The organism is Pseudomonas sp. LBUM1672 (assembly GCF_059695655.1).
Map to the genome: position 1 here is coordinate 5784698 of NZ_CP166781.1, position 19574 is coordinate 5804271.

15 protein-coding genes are annotated in these 19574 nt (G+C 58.6%); 12 read left to right on the top strand and 3 right to left on the bottom strand.

The genetic code is table 11. The features are described 5' to 3' along the window. Window positions 1-83 precede the first annotated feature (83 nt). The 7 genes from apaG (at window position 84) to ACA053_RS26560 (ending at window position 8256) form a co-directional block, all read left to right on the top strand. On the top strand, window positions 84-464 hold the full coding sequence (gene apaG, locus ACA053_RS26530) for a Co2+/Mg2+ efflux facilitator ApaG/CorD (RefSeq protein WP_497314073.1): 381 nt from the start codon (window positions 84-86) through the stop codon (window positions 462-464). Beyond that, window positions 464-1348, top strand: coding sequence for a symmetrical bis(5'-nucleosyl)-tetraphosphatase (locus ACA053_RS26535; protein WP_497394037.1), 885 nt, complete (start codon window positions 464-466; stop codon window positions 1346-1348). The genes apaG and ACA053_RS26535 overlap by 1 nt, the downstream gene beginning before the upstream one ends. A 33-nt stretch (window positions 1349-1381) precedes the next feature. Then, window positions 1382-1711 (top strand): thiosulfate sulfurtransferase GlpE, encoded by a 330-nt coding sequence (glpE, locus tag ACA053_RS26540; protein WP_109635326.1) that lies wholly within the window; start codon window positions 1382-1384, stop codon window positions 1709-1711. Window positions 1712-2007: 296 nt separating this feature from the next. Continuing rightward, the gene (locus ACA053_RS26545; protein WP_059407387.1) at window positions 2008-3930 is read left to right on the top strand and encodes a PrkA family serine protein kinase; all 1923 of its coding nucleotides are present in this window, start codon (window positions 2008-2010) and stop codon (window positions 3928-3930) included. A 202-nt stretch (window positions 3931-4132) separates the two neighbouring features. Continuing rightward, window positions 4133-5404: a YeaH/YhbH family protein gene (locus ACA053_RS26550; protein WP_010467159.1), complete on the top strand. Its 1272-nt coding sequence runs from the start codon at window positions 4133-4135 to the stop codon at window positions 5402-5404. After that, on the top strand, window positions 5401-6963 hold the full coding sequence (locus ACA053_RS26555; RefSeq protein WP_109635328.1) for a SpoVR family protein: 1563 nt from the start codon (window positions 5401-5403) through the stop codon (window positions 6961-6963). The genes ACA053_RS26550 and ACA053_RS26555 overlap by 4 nt, the downstream gene beginning before the upstream one ends. A gap of 63 nt (window positions 6964-7026) precedes the next feature. Continuing rightward, window positions 7027-8256: a multifunctional CCA addition/repair protein gene (locus tag ACA053_RS26560; RefSeq protein ID WP_497394038.1), complete on the top strand. Its 1230-nt coding sequence runs from the start codon at window positions 7027-7029 to the stop codon at window positions 8254-8256. Between the two features lie 83 nt (window positions 8257-8339). On the opposite strand, the gene folK is transcribed toward ACA053_RS26560, so the two are convergent. Further along, window positions 8340-8858, bottom strand: a complete 519-nt coding sequence (gene folK / locus ACA053_RS26565) for a 2-amino-4-hydroxy-6-hydroxymethyldihydropteridine diphosphokinase (protein WP_497394039.1) — start codon at window positions 8856-8858, stop codon at window positions 8340-8342. Next, window positions 8849-9205 (bottom strand): dihydroneopterin aldolase, encoded by a 357-nt coding sequence (folB, locus tag ACA053_RS26570; protein ID WP_497394040.1) that lies wholly within the window; start codon window positions 9203-9205, stop codon window positions 8849-8851. The genes folK and folB overlap by 10 nt, the downstream gene beginning before the upstream one ends. Window positions 9206-9279: 74 nt before the next feature. On the opposite strand from folB, the gene plsY reads away from it, so the two are divergent. Beyond that, window positions 9280-9849, top strand: coding sequence for a glycerol-3-phosphate 1-O-acyltransferase PlsY (gene plsY, locus ACA053_RS26575; RefSeq protein ID WP_109635333.1), 570 nt, complete (start codon window positions 9280-9282; stop codon window positions 9847-9849). Between the two features lie 23 nt (window positions 9850-9872). On the opposite strand, the gene tsaD is transcribed toward plsY, so the two are convergent. After that, on the bottom strand, window positions 9873-10898 hold the full coding sequence (gene tsaD, locus ACA053_RS26580) for a tRNA (adenosine(37)-N6)-threonylcarbamoyltransferase complex transferase subunit TsaD (protein ID WP_010467153.1): 1026 nt from the start codon (window positions 10896-10898) through the stop codon (window positions 9873-9875). Window positions 10899-11097: 199 nt separating this feature from the next. Here tsaD and rpsU point away from each other — a divergent pair, with 199 nt between their 5' ends. The 4 genes from rpsU to ACA053_RS26600 all read left to right on the top strand — a co-directional run bounded on the left by rpsU (window position 11098) and on the right by ACA053_RS26600 (window position 19561). Continuing rightward, window positions 11098-11313: a 30S ribosomal protein S21 gene (gene rpsU, locus ACA053_RS26585; RefSeq protein WP_002551877.1), complete on the top strand. Its 216-nt coding sequence runs from the start codon at window positions 11098-11100 to the stop codon at window positions 11311-11313. A gap of 482 nt (window positions 11314-11795) precedes the next feature. Further along, window positions 11796-13775, top strand: a complete 1980-nt coding sequence (dnaG, locus tag ACA053_RS26590; RefSeq protein ID WP_109635335.1) for a DNA primase — start codon at window positions 11796-11798, stop codon at window positions 13773-13775. A gap of 67 nt (window positions 13776-13842) precedes the next feature. Next, on the top strand, window positions 13843-15693 hold the full coding sequence (gene rpoD / locus ACA053_RS26595; RefSeq protein WP_109635336.1) for an RNA polymerase sigma factor RpoD: 1851 nt from the start codon (window positions 13843-13845) through the stop codon (window positions 15691-15693). Between the two features lie 121 nt (window positions 15694-15814). Then, the gene (locus ACA053_RS26600) at window positions 15815-19561 is read left to right on the top strand and encodes a bifunctional diguanylate cyclase/phosphodiesterase (RefSeq protein ID WP_497394041.1); all 3747 of its coding nucleotides are present in this window, start codon (window positions 15815-15817) and stop codon (window positions 19559-19561) included. Window positions 19562-19574 lie beyond the last annotated feature (13 nt).

A 19574-nucleotide genomic window follows, 5' to 3' on the forward strand; every position in this document is an offset into this window, starting at 1 on the left:
TCTGGTTTACTACCCGATACTTGGCCTAGACTGAGTTCAATCAGCTACGCCCCGCGTCCCGCTTCGTTTTTAAGGCCTCTTGCATGTCCGATCCTCGTTATCAGGTCGACGTCAGCGTCGTCACCCGCTATCTGGCAGAACAATCGCAACCCGAGCACGACCGCTTTGCCTTCGCCTACACCATCACCGTGCAGAACAACGGCGAGTTACCGGCCAAGCTGCTGTCACGGCACTGGGTCATCACCGATGGCGACGGGCATGTCGAAGAGGTTCGCGGTGCGGGCGTTGTCGGCCAGCAACCGTTGATCGAACCAGGCAAGAGCCATACCTACAGCAGCGGCACCGTCATGACTTCCAAGGTCGGCACGATGCAGGGTACTTACGAAATGGTCGCCGATGACGGCAAACACTTTGACGCCATCATCGCGCCATTCCGCCTGGCGGTGCCCGGAGCCCTGCACTGATGGCGACGTACGCCGTCGGCGACCTTCAAGGCTGTCTTGAAGCCCTTCAATGCCTGCTCAAAAAAGTCGCGTTCGACCCGGCAAAGGATCGTCTGTGGCTGGTGGGTGATCTGGTCAACCGTGGCCCGCAGTCGCTGGAAACCTTGCGCTTTCTCTACAGCATCCGCGAATCGCTGGTGTGCGTGCTCGGCAACCATGACCTGCACTTGCTGGCGGCCGGGAAGAACATCGAACGGCTGAAGAAAACCGATACCCTTCGCGAGATTATCGAAGCCCCCGATTGCGCCGAGCTACTGGAATGGCTGCGCCAGCAAAAACTCATGCACTACGACGAGCAACGTAACGTTGCGCTGGTGCATGCCGGCATTCCGCCGCAATGGTCGCTGCGCAAAGCACTGAAGTGCGCCGCCGAAGTCGAGACGGCGCTGCGCGACGACAATTTGCTGCCACCCTACCTCGACGGCATGTACGGCAACGATCCGGCGAAATGGGACAGCGACCTCCAAGGCGTCACGCGTCTTCGGGTGATCACCAACTATTTCACCCGCATGCGTTTCTGCACGGCCGAAGGCAAGCTGGACCTCAAGAGCAAGGAAGGCCTGGGCACTGCGCCACCCGGCTACAAACCCTGGTTCCAGCACAAGGAACGCAAGACCAAGGGCATGAAAATCATTTTCGGGCACTGGGCCGCGCTTGAAGGCCAGTGCAACGAGCCGGGCATCTCTGCCCTCGACACGGGTTGCGTCTGGGGCGGTGCCCTGACGATGATGAATGTCGACAGCGGGGAACGCCTGTCCTGCAAATGCGACGAGCATGGCCATGCTGCCGCGCCACCAGTCGCCCCACTCACTTGCGAACAAACGCCAGCCAGCGCCCAGCGCTAGACTGCGCTTTCAGCCGAGCCACCGGAGCCCGCCATGAGCGAATTCAAACGCATCCCCCCAGAACAGGCACAAGCCCTGCGCGAACAAGGCGCAGTGGTGGTCGATGTCCGCGACCCTGCAACTTTTGCCGCGCTGCACATCAGCGGCTCGAAGCATCTGGACAATCATTCACTGCATGCCTTTATTCAGGCTGCCGATCTGGATGCACCGACCGTAGTGGTCTGCTACCACGGCAATTCCAGCCAAGGCGCGGCCGCGTACCTGATCAGCCAGGGCTTTTCAGACGTGTACAGCATGGACGGCGGTTTTGAGCTGTGGCGTACGACTTACCCGGCGGAAACGGCGCAAGGCACGTCCGAATAATTTTTTTGTAACGTGCAAGCCCCGGCCCCCGCGGGCTCGCGCGGTGGCAGACGAACGGTCTGCCACAACTAATTACGTATCTCGCCTTTACCTCCCGAATAAGCAACTATCCTTAAGCGCAGGCCATCCAAAACAGGGGAGAGCCGGTACACCGGCGCGCGGGTCATCGGGAGTAGCTTTCGGGGTAGTCAGCCCTGAAAGAGTTCTGGGGGGTAAACAGCAACTGCATATCCGGTTGCTGCCAGCATCGACTGAATGATCCGGCGTCGGCTCCACGTATCGAGCGAGGTGACGTCATGAGTATCTTTAGCCACTTCCAACAACGCTTCGAGTCCACACGCCAGGAAGAACTCTCGCTGCAAGAGTATCTTGAGCTGTGCAAACAGGACCGCAGCGCCTATGCCTCCGCCGCCGAGCGTCTATTGCTGGCCATCGGAGAACCGGAGCTGCTCGACACCTCGACCAACTCGAGACTGTCGCGAATCTTCTCCAACAAGGTGATCCGCCGCTATCCGGCCTTTGAAGACTTCCACGGGATGGAAGAATGCATAGACCAGATCGTGTCGTATTTCCGCCACGCCGCTCAGGGCCTGGAAGAGAAGAAACAAATCCTCTATCTGCTCGGCCCCGTCGGTGGCGGTAAATCGTCCCTGGCCGAGAAGCTCAAACAACTGATCGAGAAAGTGCCCTTCTACGCCATCAAGGGCTCGCCGGTATTCGAGTCGCCTCTGGGTCTGTTCAACGCCACTGAAGATGGCGCGATCCTCGAGGAAGACTTCGGTATTCCACGGCGCTACCTCAATACCATCATGTCGCCATGGGCCACCAAACGCCTGGCCGAATTCGGCGGCGACATCAGCCAGTTCCGCGTAGTGAAACTCTATCCGTCGATCCTCAACCAGATCGCGGTGGCCAAAACCGAACCGGGCGATGAAAACAACCAGGACATCTCCGCACTGGTGGGCAAGGTCGATATTCGCAAACTGGAAGAATTCCCGCAAAACGACGCCGACGCCTACAGCTATTCGGGCGCACTGTGCCGGGCCAACCAAGGCCTGATGGAATTCGTCGAAATGTTCAAGGCACCGATCAAGGTGCTGCACCCATTGCTGACCGCCACTCAGGAAGGCAACTACAACAGTACTGAAGGCCTCGGGGCGATTCCGTTTACCGGGATCCTGCTCGCCCACTCCAACGAATCGGAATGGCACACCTTCCGTAACAACAAGAACAACGAAGCCTTCATCGACCGGATTTACATCGTCAAAGTGCCGTACTGCCTACGGGTCAGCGACGAAGTGAAGATCTACGACAAGCTTCTGTTCAACAGCTCCCTGGCCAAGGCCCATTGCGCGCCCGACACCCTGAAAATGCTCGCCCAGTTCACCGTGCTCTCGCGTCTCAAGGAGCCGGAAAACTCCAACATCTACTCCAAGATGCGTGTGTATGACGGCGAGAATCTCAAGGACACGGATCCAAAAGCCAAGTCGATCCAGGAATACCGTGATAACGCCGGTGTCGACGAGGGCATGAACGGTCTGTCGACCCGGTTCGCGTTCAAGATCCTGTCCAAGGTCTTCAACTTTGATCCGCACGAAATCGCCGCCAACCCGGTGCACTTGCTCTATGTGCTGGAACAACAGATTGAACAGGAACAGTTCCAGGCCGAGACCCGCGAACGCTATCTGCGCTTCCTCAAGGAGTACCTGGCGCCGCGTTATATCGAATTCATCGGCAAGGAGATCCAGACCGCCTATCTCGAGTCTTACAGCGAGTACGGCCAGAACATCTTCGATCGTTACGTGCTGTACGCCGACTTCTGGATCCAGGACCAGGAATACCGCGATCCGGAAACCGGCGAGATCCTCAACCGCGTCGCGCTGAACGAAGAACTGGAGAAAATCGAAAAACCGGCCGGTATCAGCAATCCGAAGGATTTCCGCAACGAAATCGTCAACTTCGTATTGCGCGCCCGGGCCAACAACAATGGCAAGAACCCGACCTGGCTCAGCTACGAAAAACTGCGGGTGGTCATTGAGAAGAAAATGTTCTCCAACACCGAGGACCTCCTGCCGGTCATCAGCTTCAACGCCAAGGCCAGCAAAGAGGACCAGCAGAAACACAACGACTTCGTCACACGGATGGTCGAGCGGGGCTACACCGACAAACAGGTACGACTGCTGTCCGAGTGGTACCTGCGGGTCAGAAAATCACAGTAACCCGCTGCCGGTCAGACCGGTTGTCGTCAGCCAGAGGCCTGTGTACGCATTTTCTGTTACACAGACCTCTGGAAGGTGTTCGAAAGTCGGTAGCGAGGTTCAGTCAGCGTCCAAAAGCGCTTGGGGGAGCGTGAACATCCCTTGGCACCGTCGATGCTGCATAACCGCTCGCCCCTTTCAGGACAGCTTCTAAGGAGCAGTCATGAGCTATGTGATCGACCGACGTCTCAATGGCAAGAACAAGAGCACGGTAAACCGTCAGCGGTTTCTGCGGCGTTACCGTGATCACATCAAGAAGGCTGTCGAAGAGGCGGTCAGTCGGCGTTCCATTACCGATATGGAGCACGGCGAACAGATCAGTATCCCCGGCCGCGACATCGATGAGCCGGTGCTTCACCACGGACGCGGTGGCAAGCAGACGGTCGTGCACCCCGGCAACAAGGAATTCACCAGCGGCGAACACATCGCCCGTCCACCAGGCGGTGGTGGCGGCCGGGGCCCGGGCAAGGCTGGCAACTCGGGCGAAGGGATGGACGAATTTGTCTTCCAGATCACCCAGGAGGAATTTCTCGAATTCATGTTCGAGGACCTCGAACTGCCAAACCTGGTGAAGCGCAACCTCACCGGCACCGACACCTTCAAGACCGTACGCGCGGGTATCAGCAACGAAGGTAACCCGTCGCGGATCAACATCATCCGGACCCTGCGCTCGGCCCATGCCCGGCGAATAGCCCTGTCTGGCAGCAGCCGGGCAAAATTGCGCGAAGCCAAAGAGGAACTGCTGCGACTCAAGCGAGATGAACCGGACAACTTCGGCGATATTCAGGAGATCGAAGCAGAAATCGAGAAACTCAGTGCGCGCATCCATCGCGTACCCTTTCTGGACACCTTTGACCTCAAGTACAACCTGCTCATCAAGCAGCCGAACCCAAGCTCCAAAGCGGTGATGTTCTGCCTGATGGACGTGTCTGGCTCCATGACCCAGGCGACCAAGGACATCGCCAAGCGCTTCTTCATCCTGCTGTACCTGTTTCTCAAGCGTAACTACGACAAGATCGACGTCGTATTCATCCGCCACCACACCAGCGCTCGCGAAGTGGATGAGGAAGAGTTCTTCTACTCCCGGGAAACCGGCGGCACTATCGTCTCCAGCGCCTTGAAACTCATGCAGGAGATCATGGCCGAGCGTTATCCGAGCAATGAGTGGAACATCTACGCGGCCCAGGCCTCCGATGGTGACAACTGGAACGACGATTCGCCGATCTGCCGCGACATTCTGATCAACCAGATCATGCCATTCGTGCAGTACTACACTTACGTTGAGATTACCCCGCGCGAACACCAGGCTCTGTGGTTCGAGTACGAACGCATTGCCGAAGCCTTTTCTGACACTTTTGCCCAACAGCAACTGGTCTCGGCCGGAGATATCTATCCGGTCTTCCGTGAACTCTTCCAGCGCAGGTTAGTGACATGACCGCCAAAGAGCAGAAGCGCCAACCCATTTCCACCGGCTCCGAATGGACGTTCGAGCTGATCCAGGCGTACGACAAGGAAATCAGTCGCCTGGCGGCTCGTTATGCCCTGGATACCTACCCCAACCAGATCGAAGTGATCACCGCTGAGCAGATGATGGACGCCTATGCCTCCGTCGGCATGCCGCTGGGTTATCACCATTGGTCCTACGGTAAACACTTCCTCAGCACCGAGAAATCCTACAGCCGTGGGCAGATGGGACTGGCCTACGAGATCGTGATCAACTCGGACCCGTGCATCGCCTACCTGATGGAAGAAAACACCATCTGCATGCAGGCCCTGGTGGTCGCTCACGCGTGCTACGGCCACAACAGCTTCTTCAAGGGCAATTACCTGTTCCGCACCTGGACCGACGCCAGTTCGATCATCGATTACCTGGTTTTTGCCAAGCAATACATCATGCAGTGCGAAGAACGCCATGGCATCGACGCGGTGGAGGACTTGCTGGATTCCTGCCACGCGCTGATGAACTACGGGGTCGATCGTTACAAACGTCCGTATCCGATTTCGGCTGAAGAAGAACGCCGTCGTCAGAAGGATCGGGAAGAGCATCTGCAGAAGCAGATCAACGATCTGTGGCGGACCATTCCAAAAGGCGCGGACAAGTACAGCGACAAGGACAACGCTCGCTTCCCCGCCGAACCTCAGGAAAACATCCTGTACTTCATCGAAAAACACGCGCCGCTGCTTGAGCCCTGGCAGCGGGAAATCGTGCGGATCGTGCGCAAGATCGCCCAGTATTTCTATCCGCAACGCCAGACCCAGGTGATGAACGAAGGCTGGGCCACGTTCTGGCACTACACACTGATGAACGACCTGTATGACGAAGGCCTCGTCACCGATGGCTTCATGATGGAGTTTCTGACCTCCCACACCAGTGTGGTCTACCAACCCGGCTTCGACAGCCCCTACTACAACGGCATCAACCCCTACACCCTGGGTTTTGCCATGTACCGGGACATCCGCCGCATGTGTGAACACCCGACCGAAGAGGACTACCGCTGGTTCCCTGAGATTGCCGGCACCGACTGGCTGTCGAGCATCAAGTTCGCCATGAGCAGCTTCAAAGATGAGAGCTTCATCCTGCAGTACTTGTCACCCCAGGTGATACGCGACCTTAAGTTGTTCAGCATTCTCGATGACGATCAAAAGGACGATCTGCTGGTCCCGGCGATTCACGACGAAGGGGGCTACCGCATCATTCGCGAAACCCTGGCCGCGCAGTACAACCTGGGAAATCGCGAGCCCAACATTCAGATCTACAGCATCGACCGACGCGGCGACCGCTCCCTGACCTTGCGTCACCAGCAGCACGACCGCAAACCGTTGGGCGAGTCCACCGAAGAAGTGCTCAAGCATCTGCACCGACTGTGGGGCTTCGACATTCATCTGGAAACGCTGCAAGGCGACCAGGTCATGAAAGTTCACCATGTTCCGCCCAGAAGCGAACACAGCGAGGGGGATTACGGCCGGCTGGACCTGGCTGTCATTCATCTTTGATTCTGTTTCTGCCTCCGGAAGTTCGACGCAAAGGTTATTCTGTCGAGCTAACGGAGGTTTTTTATGCGGATTTATAAAGTCGGCGGCGCGGTACGCGATCGCCTGCTGGGCAAGCCGGTCACCGATATCGACTGGGTCGTGGTCGGTGCCAATACCGAAGAAATGCTCGCCAAGGGTTTTCGCCCGGTAGGCGCTGATTTCCCGGTATTTCTTCACCCCAAGAGCGGTGAGGAATACGCCCTCGCCCGTACCGAACGCAAAAGCGGACGCGGTTACGGCGGTTTCACCTTCCATGCCAGCCCCGAGGTCACCCTCGAAGAAGACTTGATCCGTCGCGACCTGACGATCAACGCCATGGCCGAGGACGACAAGCAGAACCTGACGGACCCGTACCACGGCCAACGCGACCTTGAAGCTCGCGTGCTTCGCCACGTTTCCCCCGCTTTCGCCGAAGATCCACTCCGTGTCCTGCGCGTTGCCCGCTTCGCAGCTCGATACGCCGGGCTGGGTTTCACCGTCGCGCCTGAAACAATGGACCTTATGCGGCAACTCAGTGAGTCAGGTGAACTGGAGGCGCTGACTGCCGAACGCAGCTGGAAGGAAATTTCCCGCGCACTGATGGAAGATCAGCCACAGATATTCATCGAAGTGCTGCGCGAATGTGGCGCGCTCAAGGTATTGATGCCGGAAGTCGACGCCCTGTTCGGCGTGCCACAACCGGAAGCCCATCACCCTGAGATCGACACGGGCGTGCACACCCTGAGCGTGCTCGAGCAAGCGGCTCTGCACAAACAACCGCTGACTGTGCGTTGGGCGTGCTTGCTGCATGATCTGGGCAAAGGATTGACGCCCCAGGAAGAATGGCCGCGCCACATCGCCCACGAACACACGGGCCTGAAGCTGATCAAAGCGGTCAACGAACGGTTCAAGGCACCGAAGGATTGCCAGGAATTGGCATTGCTGGTGGGCCAGTATCACACCCACGGCCACCGCGCCCTGGAGCTGAAGGCCTCGACTCTGCTGGAGTTGTTGCAGAGTTTTGACGTGTACCGTCGTCCGCAGCGGTTTGAAGAGTTCATTGCAGCGTGCGAGATGGATGCGCGCGGGCGCAAAGGGCTGGAGCAGAGAAGTTATCCACAAGCGGATTATTTGCGCGGCGCGGCGACTGCAGCCCGGAGCGTGGCAGTTCAGCCGTTGCTGGAGAAGGGATTCAAGGGGCCGGAGCTGGGCGAGGCGATCAAGCGTGAGCGGCTAAAAGCGCTCAAGGCCTACAAAGAGGCAGCGTCTGCCTGAAAAGCTTCGCGAGCAAGCCCGCTCCCACAGTTTCAGTGTAAATCCCTGTGGGAGCGGGCTTGCCCGCGATTGCGTCAGTCAGATCACAGCAAATTCGAAGGCGTCAGCTGCTCACCGCGCCACTCGAACGCCACTGGCGCCAACACCTGATCGATCTGCGCTTCACCCCACAAGGTCGCAAAGCTTTTGCCTACGCCCGGATGCGCACGATCCGGCGCAATCAGCGACAACGGCCACAGTACAAAGGCGTTTTTCAGAATCTCTGCCCGCGGCAGGATCAACCCATCGAAATTGCCCACCAGATCGCCAAACAAAAGCACATCGATATCCAGCGGCAGCCCCTTGCGGTCAGGCGCATAACGGCCATTGTCCGCCTCGATGAATTTCAATCGACGGTCCAGCTCCATCAGCGGCAAATTGGTGTACGCCGAGACCACGAAATTAAAGAACGGCCCGCTCTTGATCCCCACTGGCTGGCTTTCGAACACCGCCGAGCAACGGATATCCACGAGAAAACCCGCCAGGGCTTCGAGCCCGGCATGCAAATGGGTTTCGCGCTCGATATTGCTACCGAGCCCGAGATACACCTGAGTCAGCGACATCCGCGCTCGATCTCCACGCCCACACCACCGGTGGCCGCCGGGACCGCGCCAGGCTTGGTCAGCTTGAGGCGCATCCAGGTGATGTTGAATTCGCTCATCAACACTTCGACCAGACGCTCGGCAAAAGTCTCGACCAGCTGGAACTGCGCCTGCTCGGCAAACGCCTGAGTGCGCGACGAAACGCTCGCGTAGTCGAGCGCCAGGGTCAGGTCGTCCCCTGCAGCGGCCGGACGATTGTCCCAGGCGAAGCTCAGATCAAGTCTCAGGCACTGTCGGATGCCTCGCTCCCAGTCGTAGGCACCAATCACGGTGTCGACTTCCAGGCCCTCGATAAACACTCTGTCCAAGCACTTTTCTCCGCTGCACGACAAGGGCGCAATGCGCCGTTAGAATCAGGGCGTCCTCGCCCGGAATAGTTAGCATGTTTTGGTTATTGGCGACCCTCGCCTACCTGCTCGGCTCTCTGTCCTTCGCCATTTTGCTCAGCCGCCTGACCGGTAACCCCGATCCGCGAATGAGTGGCTCGGGCAATGCCGGCGCCACCAACATGTTGCGTCTGGCCGGCAAAAAACTCGCCATCCTGACGTTGATCGGCGACCTCTGCAAAGGCCTGCTGCCAGTATTAATCGCCGGCTTTGCGGGTCTTTCCCTACAAGAACAGGCCTGGATCGGCGTTTGTGCCGTCATCGGTCACCTGTTCCCGCTGTACTTCCGCTTTCGCGGCGGCAAGGGCGTCGCCACCGCGGCCGGCATGCTGCTGGGCCTGTATCCGCCTGCAGCACTGCTGGCGGTCTGCGCCTGGCTGCTGACGTTCTACCTGACCCGCACCAGCTCACTCGCCGCGTTGATCGCCACGCCGTTGACCCTGCCACTGCTGGCCTGGCAAGAACCGGCGGCACTGCTGCCCATGAGCGCACTCACGGGGCTGATCGTCTGGCGTCATCGCGGCAATCTACGCGACCTGTTTGCCGGGCGCGAACGGCATTTTTAAATACCGGACATGAGCACCGCTCATTACAGCGCCGACAGCTGCTCCATCGGCCAGCGCGCCTGCACGCTGATCGCCAGGCTTTCGTGCTGACCAGCCTGCAAGCGCTGGCAACCGGCAAACGCGATCATCGCGCCATTGTCGGTGCAGAACTCCGGGCGGGCATAAAACACATCGCCTTTCATGTCGCCGAGCATTTTTTCCAGTGAAGTGCGCAGTGCCTTGTTGGCGCTGACGCCTCCAGCGATCACCAGACGCTTCATGCCCGCCTGTTTCAGGGCGCGCTTGCACTTGATGGTCAAAGTCTCCACCACGGCCTGCTGGAACGCCAGCGAGATGTCGCAACGGGCTTGCTCGCTGTCGTCCCCGGCGCTGACGCTCTGTTGCCAGGTGTTCAGGGCGAAGGTTTTCAAGCCGCTAAAGCTGAAGGCCAAGCCCGGGCGGTCGCACATCGGACGCGGAAAGGTGAAACGTCCTGAAACGCCCCGCTCAGCCAGTTTGGCGATTTCCGGACCGCCTGGATAATTGAGGCCCATCATCTTCGCGGTCTTGTCGAACGCTTCACCGGCGGCATCGTCGAGGGTCTCGCCCAACAGCGTGTAATGGCCGATTCCGTCGACCTGAACGAGCTGCGTATGACCGCCCGACACCAACAAAGCGACGAACGGGAATTGCGGCGGTTGCGGCTCCAGCATTGGCGCCAGCAAGTGGCCTTCCATGTGGTGCACACCGAGCGCCGGAATACCCCAGGCAAACGCCAGCGCCTGCGCGCAGGAGGCGCCCACCAGCAAGGCACCGACCAGGCCGGGACCCGCGGTATAAGCGATGGCATCGATCTCGGTCGGCACACAGTCAGCTTCGGCCAACACCTGACGAATCAAGGGCAGCATGCGTTTGACGTGGTCGCGCGAGGCCAGCTCCGGCACCACACCGCCATAGGCGCGGTGCAGGTCGATCTGACTGAACAGCGCGTCGGCCAGCAGGCCGCGTTCACTGTCATATAATGCGACACCGGTTTCGTCGCAGGAGGTTTCTAATCCCAGTACTAGCATGGGTTTGCGCCTTGTTTAGGCTGAATTCGAAGGCGCGCATAATAGTCGCCATGGGATGCCCCGACTAGCGGTTTTCGATCAGAGGCTTTGCATTCCGGTCGATGAGGAGTTAACATCCGCAACCCTTAAAAACCGACGTCTTCAAGTGCTCTTTTGCCGCGAGGATGTTGACCCCGGTAATGAATGAAGGTAGCTCTGGATGCCAGCCGTCAAAGTAAAAGAGAACGAACCCTTCGACGTAGCTCTGCGTCGTTTCAAGCGCTCCTGCGAAAAAGCCGGTGTACTGGCTGAAGTTCGTAGCCGCGAATTCTACGAGAAGCCTACTTCTGAGCGTAAGCGCAAAGCAGCAGCCGCTGTTAAGCGTCACGCGAAGAAAGTTCAGCGCGAACAGCGCCGCGCCGTTCGTCTGTACTAATACACAGACATTCGTAGCAAGCTTCTGCCAAGCCCGGCCCTCAGCCGGGCTTATGGCATTTGCGGAAAACGCTTGATGCTTCACCGTCAAAGCCGCAGACGCGACCGAGACAAACCTGCTTCACAGCGTCAGACCTGGCTCTTTTGCCAGCGGTGCACGTCTTTTCTGACGAGCCTTCCAAGGCTACTGACGAGCACACCCACTGATTCCTCTCACGACGATCAGCCCAAGGCACCTTCTTGCGTGCCCGCTTATGAGCTATCCGAGGCCCTCGACTGGCCGCAGCGGATTTCAGCGCAACACTTTCAAATAGTCGAATACTGATTGGTACTAACGTCAGTGGATTTTCGGCAGATACACTTCCCGACAGCGATTACGCAGACGACACCGGTCGAGCCGCACATTTTGCGTGCCTCAAACAACGACCCGCGTTCGGCAGCTCATCGTTTTGGGTCCATTCAAGCGCAGATGACGAGAACGCCATGGCCGGGCTAATTCCCCAGAGCTTCATTGACGACCTTCTGAACCGCACCGACATCGTCGATGTGGTCAGCTCGCGCCTGCAAATGAAAAAGGCCGGCAAGAACTACACCGCCTGCTGCCCTTTTCATAAAGAGAAAACCCCGTCTTTCAGCGTCAGCCCTGATAAACAGTTCTATTACTGCTTCGGCTGCGGCGCTGGCGGCAACGCCCTCGGCTTCATGATGGACCACGACAACCTGGACTTCGTCCAGGCTGTTGAAGAACTGGCCAAAGCCGCCGGCATGGAAATCCCCCGCGAAGAAAGCGGTCGGCCGCACAAACCGCGGCAACCGACCGATTCGCCGCTGTACCCGCTGCTGACTGCGGCCGCCGATTTTTACCGCCAGGCCCTGAAAAGTCATCCATCGCGCAAAGCCGCTGTGGATTATTTGAAAGGTCGCGGGCTGACCGGCGAAATCGCCCGGGACTTCGGCCTCGGTTTCGCCCCGCCCGGCTGGGACAACCTGTTCAAGCACCTCAGCAGCGACACCCTGCAACAGAAAGCCATGGTCGACGCCGGCCTGCTGATCGAGAACGCCGAAACCGGCAAGCGCTATGACCGCTTTCGCGATCGCGTAATGTTCCCGATCCGCGACAGTCGAGGGCGCATCATCGCTTTCGGTGGCCGGGTATTGGGCGATGACAAGCCGAAATACCTGAACTCACCGGAAACCCCGGTATTCCATAAGGGCCAGGAACTCTACGGCCTTTATGAAGCACGCAAGAATAACCGCAACCTCGACGAAATCATCGTCGTCGAAGGCTACATGGACGTCATCGCCCTCGCCCAACAAGGCTTGCGCAATGCTGTCGCAACCCTGGGTACCGCCACCAGCGAAGAGCATATGAAGCGGCTGTTTCGCGTCGTGCCCAACGTACTGTTTTGCTTCGACGGCGACCAGGCCGGCCGCAACGCCGCATGGCGTGCGCTGGAAGCTACCCTGCCTTGCTTGCAAGACGGGCGGCGCGCACGCTTTCTGTTCCTGCCTGAGGGCGAGGACCCGGATACGCTGGTACGCTCAGAGGGCACTGACGCGTTTCGCGCGCGAATCAACCAGCATGCCCAGCCATTGGCGGATTATTTCTTTCAGCAACTGACCGAGGAATCGGACCCGCGCTCGCTCGAAGGCAAGGCCCACATGGCCACCCTCGCCGCGCCGCTGATCGACAAGGTACCGGGCGCGAATCTACGCATCCTGATGCGTCAACGCCTGACCGAAATTACCGGCCTGAGCGGTGAAGCCGTGAGCCAGTTGGTGCAGAGCGCTCCACAGGATGCGCCGCCGGCGTACGACCCAGGCATCGATTACGACGCCATGCCGGATTACAGCGACTACCATCAGCCGCAGGCACAAGAGATGTACGTGCCGCAGCAGGAGTGGACGCCGAAGAAACCCGGTGCAGGCGGCAAGAAGTGGGACAAGAAGCCCTGGGACAAGAATGGCAAGCGTGGTGGTGATCGCGATCAACCGAGCGCTCCACGCACACCGATTGCGGTGGAAGCCCCGACCCTGATTGCACTGCGCACACTCATCCATCACCCGGATCTGGCTGGCAAGGTAGAAACCGCCAACCATTTCGCCAATGAGAGCAATACCTACGCTCAGCTGCTGGTAGCTCTGATCGAGGCCGTGCAAAAAAATCCTAAGCTAAACTCAATTCAGTTAATGGCCCGGTGGCACGGGACCGAACAGGGTCGCTTGCTCAAGGCTTTGGCGGAAAAGGAGTGGCTGATTGCGGGTGACAACCTTGAACAACAGTTTTTAGACACCATTACTAGGTTATCAGCCTCTCAACACACCGATAGCCTGGAAGCACTAATCAGAAAAGCAAGGCAGCCAGGACTGACCGCGGAGGAAGCAAATCAGATCGCAAATCAGATGCGCGACCTATTAAAACGCAATATGGCTGTATCAACCCCGACCTCAACTGGCGCGTGAGGTCATAGCTCAGGTATAATCCTCGGCTTGTTTTTTGCCCGCCAAGACCTTCAGTGGATAGGGTGTTATGTCCGGAAAAGCGCAACAGCAGTCTCGTATCAAAGAGTTGATCACACTTGGTCGTGAGCAGGGTTACCTGACTTACGCGGAGGTCAACGACCACCTGCCGGAGGATATTTCAGATCCGGAACAGGTGGAAGACATCATCCGCATGATCAATGACATGGGGATCAACGTATTCGAGGTTGCGCCAGATAAGGATTCCCTTATGCTGGCCGACGCCGATACCGACGAAGCCGCGGCCGAAGAGGCAGCAGCAGCGTTGGCAGCGGTCGAGACCGACATTGGTCGCACCACCGACCCAGTGCGCATGTATATGCGTGAAATGGGTACGGTAGAGCTCCTCACACGTGAAGGCGAAATTGAAATCGCCAAGCGTATTGAAGAGGGTATCCGTGAAGTGATGGGCGCAATTGCGCACTTCCCTGGCACGGTTGACCACATTCTCTCCGAGTACACTCGCGTCACCACCGAAGGTGGCCGCCTGTCTGACGTCCTGAGCGGTTATATCGACCCGGACGACGGCATTGCGCCGCCTGCAGCAGAAGTGCCGCCGCCTGTCGATCCGAAAGCCGTGAAAGCGGACGACGATACCGACGACGATGACGCCGAAGCGGCAACTGATGACGAAGAAGAAGCCGAAAGCGGTCCGGATCCGGTCATTGCAGCTCAGCGCTTTGGCGCTGTCTCCGATCAGATGGAAGTCACCCGCAAGGCGCTGAAAAAGCACGGTCGTGGCAACAAGCTGGCAATTGCCGAGCTGGTGCTGCTGGCTGAGCTGTTCATGCCGATCAAACTGGTTCCGAAGCAATTCGAAGGCCTGGTCGAGCGTGTTCGCAGTGCCCTGGATCGTCTGCGTCAGCAAGAGCGCGCGATCATGCAACTTTGCGTTCGTGATGCCCGCATGCCGCGTGCCGACTTCCTGCGCCAGTTCCCGGGCAACGAAGTTGACGAAAGCTGGACCGATGCACTGGCCAAAGGCAAAAGCAAATACGCTGAAGCCATTGGTCGCCTGCAACCGGACATCATTCGTTGCCAGCAGAAGCTGACCGCGCTGGAAACCGAAACCGGTTTGACGATCGCCGAGATCAAGGACATCAACCGTCGCATGTCGATCGGTGAGGCCAAGGCCCGCCGCGCGAAGAAAGAGATGGTTGAAGCGAACTTGCGTCTGGTGATCTCCATCGCCAAGAAGTACACCAACCGTGGCTTGCAATTCCTCGATCTGATCCAGGAAGGCAACATCGGTCTGATGAAAGCGGTAGACAAGTTCGAATACCGCCGCGGCTACAAATTCTCGACTTATGCCACCTGGTGGATCCGTCAGGCGATCACTCGCTCGATCGCCGACCAGGCACGCACCATCCGTATTCCGGTGCACATGATCGAGACGATCAACAAGCTCAACCGTATTTCCCGGCAGATGTTGCAGGAAATGGGTCGCGAACCGACCCCGGAAGAGCTGGGCGAACGCATGGAAATGCCTGAGGACAAGATCCGCAAGGTATTGAAGATCGCTAAAGAGCCGATCTCCATGGAAACCCCGATCGGTGATGACGAAGACTCCCATCTGGGTGACTTCATTGAAGACTCGACTATGCAGTCGCCAATCGATGTTGCCACTGTTGAGAGCCTTAAAGAAGCGACTCGCGAAGTTCTGTCCGGCCTCACTGCCCGTGAAGCCAAGGTTCTGCGCATGCGCTTCGGTATCGACATGAATACCGACCACACCCTCGAGGAGGTTGGTAAGCAGTTCGACGTGACCCGTGAACGGATTCGTCAGATCGAAGCCAAGGCGCTGCGCAAGCTGCGCCACCCGACGAGAAGCGAGCATTTGCGCTCCTTCCTCGACGAGTGATCACAGAACCCCCGGCCCAGGCCGGGGGTTTTGCTTTCTACAGATAAAATCCCCCGTACCTCCCCCCCGCCGAATTGCCCGTCTACACTCGAAACATTCCCCGAGCCATAACGAGACCGTTATGCCCAGACTGCCGACCGTGCTTTTTTTGCTGTCGCTGATGACCTGGACCGCAACGGCTGGCGCGCTGACTCTGACCGACGAAGAACGTAGCTGGCTGGCGGCTCACCCGGACTTGCGCCTGGGTGTCGACGCGTCTTGGCCGCCGTTTGAATTTCGTGACGACCAAGGCCGCTATCAGGGCCTGGCGGCGGACTACATCAACGTGATCCGTCAGCGGCTGGCCGTCAAACTGACGCCCATCGAACCGATCAGTTGGACCGAAGTCCTGCAGCAGGCCAAGCAAGGTAAGCTGGACGTCCTGCCGGGCATCATGTCGACCCCTGAACGCCAGTCGTACCTGTCATTCACTCGCCCCTATCTGGACTTTCCGATTGTCATCCTCGCCCATGTCGGCGGCCCCCAGCCGCGCAAGCTCGAAGACCTCTACGGGCTGAAGATCGCGGTGGTGGAAAACTATGCGCCCCACGAACTGCTGCGCACGCACCATCCCGACCTGAATCTGGTAGCGATGCCCAATGTCAGTTCGGCCTTGCAAGCGCTGGCCACCGATGAAGTGGACGCGGTCGTGGGCGATCTCGCCTCCAGCGTCTGGAGCCTGCGCCAGCTCAAGCTCGACGGCCTGTATGTCAGCGGTGAAACGCCCTACCGCTATCAATTGGCGATGGCCGTGCCCCCAAACAACAAAATGCTGGTCGGTATCCTGGACAAAGTTCTGGCGGATATGAGCTCAAGTGAAATCAGCGCCATTCAGGAGCACTGGATCGGTAACGTCCTGGATCATCGAACTTTTTGGTCGGATCTGCTGGTTTACGGTCTGCCAGGGCTGCTGTTTCTGATGATCATGCTGGCAGTGGTCATCCGGATCAACCGCCGCTTGAGTTCGGAAATTGCCCGGCGAGTCGATCTGGAACAAGAGCTACGCAGCAGCGAATATCATTACCGCGGGCTGGTGGAGAGCCTTTCCGCGATAGCCTGGGAAGCGCGAATCAGCGATTTCACCTACAGCTATGTGTCACCGCATGCCGAAGAACTCCTTGGCTATCCCCTTTCCCACTGGCTGATTCCGGGCTTCTGGCGCAACATCATCCACCCTGCGGACCTGACCCGGGCCCAGACCTTCTGCGATCACGAAGTGCTGGCCGGCCGCGATTACAGCGTCGATTACCGGGTCATCACCGCCGACGGCCGCTGCCTGTGGGTGCGCGATATCGTCAGTCTGATCGAGCACGGGCATGAGCCGGTGATGCGCGGACTGATGATCGACATCAGCGACGCCAAGCGCACGGAAGAGGCGCTGAGCCTGTCCGAGCAAAAATTCGCCTCCGTGTTTCAGCAATGCCCGGACATCCTGGTGATTGCGCGGCTTTCCGACGGCTGCCTGCTGGAAGTCAACAAAGCGTTCGAGGAACAAATTGGTCTCAGGGCCGAAGACGTTATTGGCCAGACCGCTACGGACCTGAACATCTGGGGCATTCCCGGCGTCGGTCCGGGTTTGCTGCAGCGCCTTCAGGCCGGCAGCATCCGCAACCTGGAGATGCCCTTTCGCCGCAACAATGGCCAGGTGTTTACCGGCCTGATTTCCGCCGAACCCTTCGATCTCGATACGACCCCTGCCTTGGTCGTCGTCGTGCGCGATATCAGTCAGCTCAAGGAAACCCAGCAACAACTGCAAACCTCTGAAGAAAAGTTCGCCAAGGCCTTCCACGCCTCCCCGGATGGCCTGTTGCTGTCGCGGCAGAGCGACGGGTTGCTGCTGGAGGTCAACGAGGGTTTCAGTCGCATCACAGGCTTCAATAGCGCGATGTCGGTGGATCGTTCAGCCCTGGAGCTGGGGATATGGGTCAATCTCAACGAGCGCAAACAGATGCTCGATTTGCTGCACCGGGATGGCTTCGTTCGCGACTTCAGTTGCCATATCCGCCGCAGTGACGGGCAGATCCGTCTCTGCGAGGTGTCCAGCCGTCCGCTGCCCATCGGCGACGAAGACTGCATGTTGACCATTGCCCGGGACATCACCGAGCGGCATTTGATGCAGGAAAAACTGCAACAGGCCGCCACGGTGTTCGAGAGCACCGCCGAAGGTGTATTGATCACCGACACCCAACAACACATCAGCGCGGTCAACCGTGCGTTTACCGAGATCACCGGCTACAGCGAGAGCGAAGCACTGGGCCACACCCCTCGCCTGCTCGCCTCGGGCCTCCACGACAGCGCCTTCTATGCGGCGATGTGGCATCAACTGACAGACGAAGGTCACTGGCAAGGCGAGATTTCCAACCGACGCAAGAATGGCGAGCTCTATCCGAGCTGGCTGACCATCAGCGCCGTGCGCAACCGGGATAAATTTGTCACCCACTTCGTGGCGGTGTTCGCCGACATTTCCAGCCTCAAGCACGCGCAGGCCAAACTCGACTACCAGGCGCACCACGACCCACTGACGGGCCTGCCAAATCGCACGCTGTTCGAGAGTCGACTGCTGACCGCACTCAATACCCAACAGGAAAACGGCGGTCAGGGCGCAGTGTTGTTCCTCGACCTGGACCGCTTCAAACACATCAACGACAGCCTTGGCCACCCGGTCGGTGACTTGCTGCTCAAAGGCATCGCCGTGCGCCTCAAAGAGCAGCTGCGCGATATCGATACCGTTGCGCGCCTGGGTGGCGACGAATTCATCATCCTGCTGCCCGGCCTGCAGCAGTCCAGCGATGCCGACAACATCGCCACCAAACTGCTCAATTGCTTCGCCGCACCGTTCCAGGCCGGCGAGCACGAGTTCTTCATCAGCGCCAGCATTGGCACCAGCCTGTATCCCAAGGACGGCTGCGACGTTGCCACGCTGGTCAAGAACGCCGATGCCGCGATGTATCGCTCCAAAGCCAAGGGCCGCAATCGGGTGGAAAGCTACACCCGCGACCTTACCGCCCAGGCCAGCGAGCGCGTGGCGCTGGAACATGAACTGCGGCGCGCCATCGAGCGCAACGAGCTCTATCTCTACTACCAACCGAAAATCAGCCTCGCCGACCATCGACTGGTCGGCGCCGAAGCGCTCATTCGCTGGCATCACCCGACCTTCGGTGCGGTACCGCCGGAACACTTCATTCCCTTGGCCGAAGAAAACGGCATGATCCTGCAAATCGGCGACTGGGTACTGGAGACCGCCTGCCGACAAATGTTTGAGTGGAACCAGGTCTATGAGTGCCTCGGCCCGCTGTCGGTCAACCTCGCCGGCGCTCAACTGCGCCAGCCGAATCTGCTCGGGCGGATCGAACAACTGCTCAAGGACAACGGCCTGGCACCCGGTTTTCTGCAACTGGAAATTACCGAAAACTTCATCATGAGCCAGGCCGAAGAAGCGCTGGCCGTGTTGCACCAACTCAAACACCTGGGCGTGCAATTGGCGATAGACGACTTCGGTACGGGCTACTCGTCCCTGAGCTACCTCAAGCGCCTGCCGCTGGACATCCTCAAGATCGACCAGTCCTTCGTCCGCGGCCTGCCTGACGATCCGCACGATGTGGCGATTGTTCGCGCAATTATCGCCTTGGGGCGCAGCATGCAATTCACCATCATTGCGGAGGGCGTCGAGACCCTGGCGCAGCAACAATTCCTGGCCGAAGAAGGCTGCGAACAGATCCAGGGCTACATCGTCAGCCTGCCCCTTCCCCCCGATGAATTCGCCGCGACGTTTCTTCGTATAGCCGTATCGGATTTTTCGGATAGCACAGCCGAGAAACCATCGCTATAATCCGCGGCCTACT

Coding starts and splice junctions, on each gene's coding strand:
- apaG (WP_497314073.1), top strand. CDS start 84: ATGTCCGATCCTCGTTATCAGGTCGACGTCAGCGTCGTCACCCGCTAT.
- ACA053_RS26535 (WP_497394037.1), top strand. CDS start 464: ATGGCGACGTACGCCGTCGGCGACCTTCAAGGCTGTCTTGAAGCCCTT.
- glpE (WP_109635326.1), top strand. CDS start 1,382: ATGAGCGAATTCAAACGCATCCCCCCAGAACAGGCACAAGCCCTGCGC.
- ACA053_RS26545 (WP_059407387.1), top strand. CDS start 2,008: ATGAGTATCTTTAGCCACTTCCAACAACGCTTCGAGTCCACACGCCAG.
- ACA053_RS26550 (WP_010467159.1), top strand. CDS start 4,133: ATGAGCTATGTGATCGACCGACGTCTCAATGGCAAGAACAAGAGCACG.
- ACA053_RS26555 (WP_109635328.1), top strand. CDS start 5,401: ATGACCGCCAAAGAGCAGAAGCGCCAACCCATTTCCACCGGCTCCGAA.
- ACA053_RS26560 (WP_497394038.1), top strand. CDS start 7,027: ATGCGGATTTATAAAGTCGGCGGCGCGGTACGCGATCGCCTGCTGGGC.
- folK (WP_497394039.1), bottom strand. CDS start 8,858: ATGTCGCTGACTCAGGTGTATCTCGGGCTCGGTAGCAATATCGAGCGC.
- plsY (WP_109635333.1), top strand. CDS start 9,280: ATGTTTTGGTTATTGGCGACCCTCGCCTACCTGCTCGGCTCTCTGTCC.
- tsaD (WP_010467153.1), bottom strand. CDS start 10,898: ATGCTAGTACTGGGATTAGAAACCTCCTGCGACGAAACCGGTGTCGCA.
- rpsU (WP_002551877.1), top strand. CDS start 11,098: ATGCCAGCCGTCAAAGTAAAAGAGAACGAACCCTTCGACGTAGCTCTG.
- dnaG (WP_109635335.1), top strand. CDS start 11,796: ATGGCCGGGCTAATTCCCCAGAGCTTCATTGACGACCTTCTGAACCGC.
- rpoD (WP_109635336.1), top strand. CDS start 13,843: ATGTCCGGAAAAGCGCAACAGCAGTCTCGTATCAAAGAGTTGATCACA.
- ACA053_RS26600 (WP_497394041.1), top strand. CDS start 15,815: ATGCCCAGACTGCCGACCGTGCTTTTTTTGCTGTCGCTGATGACCTGG.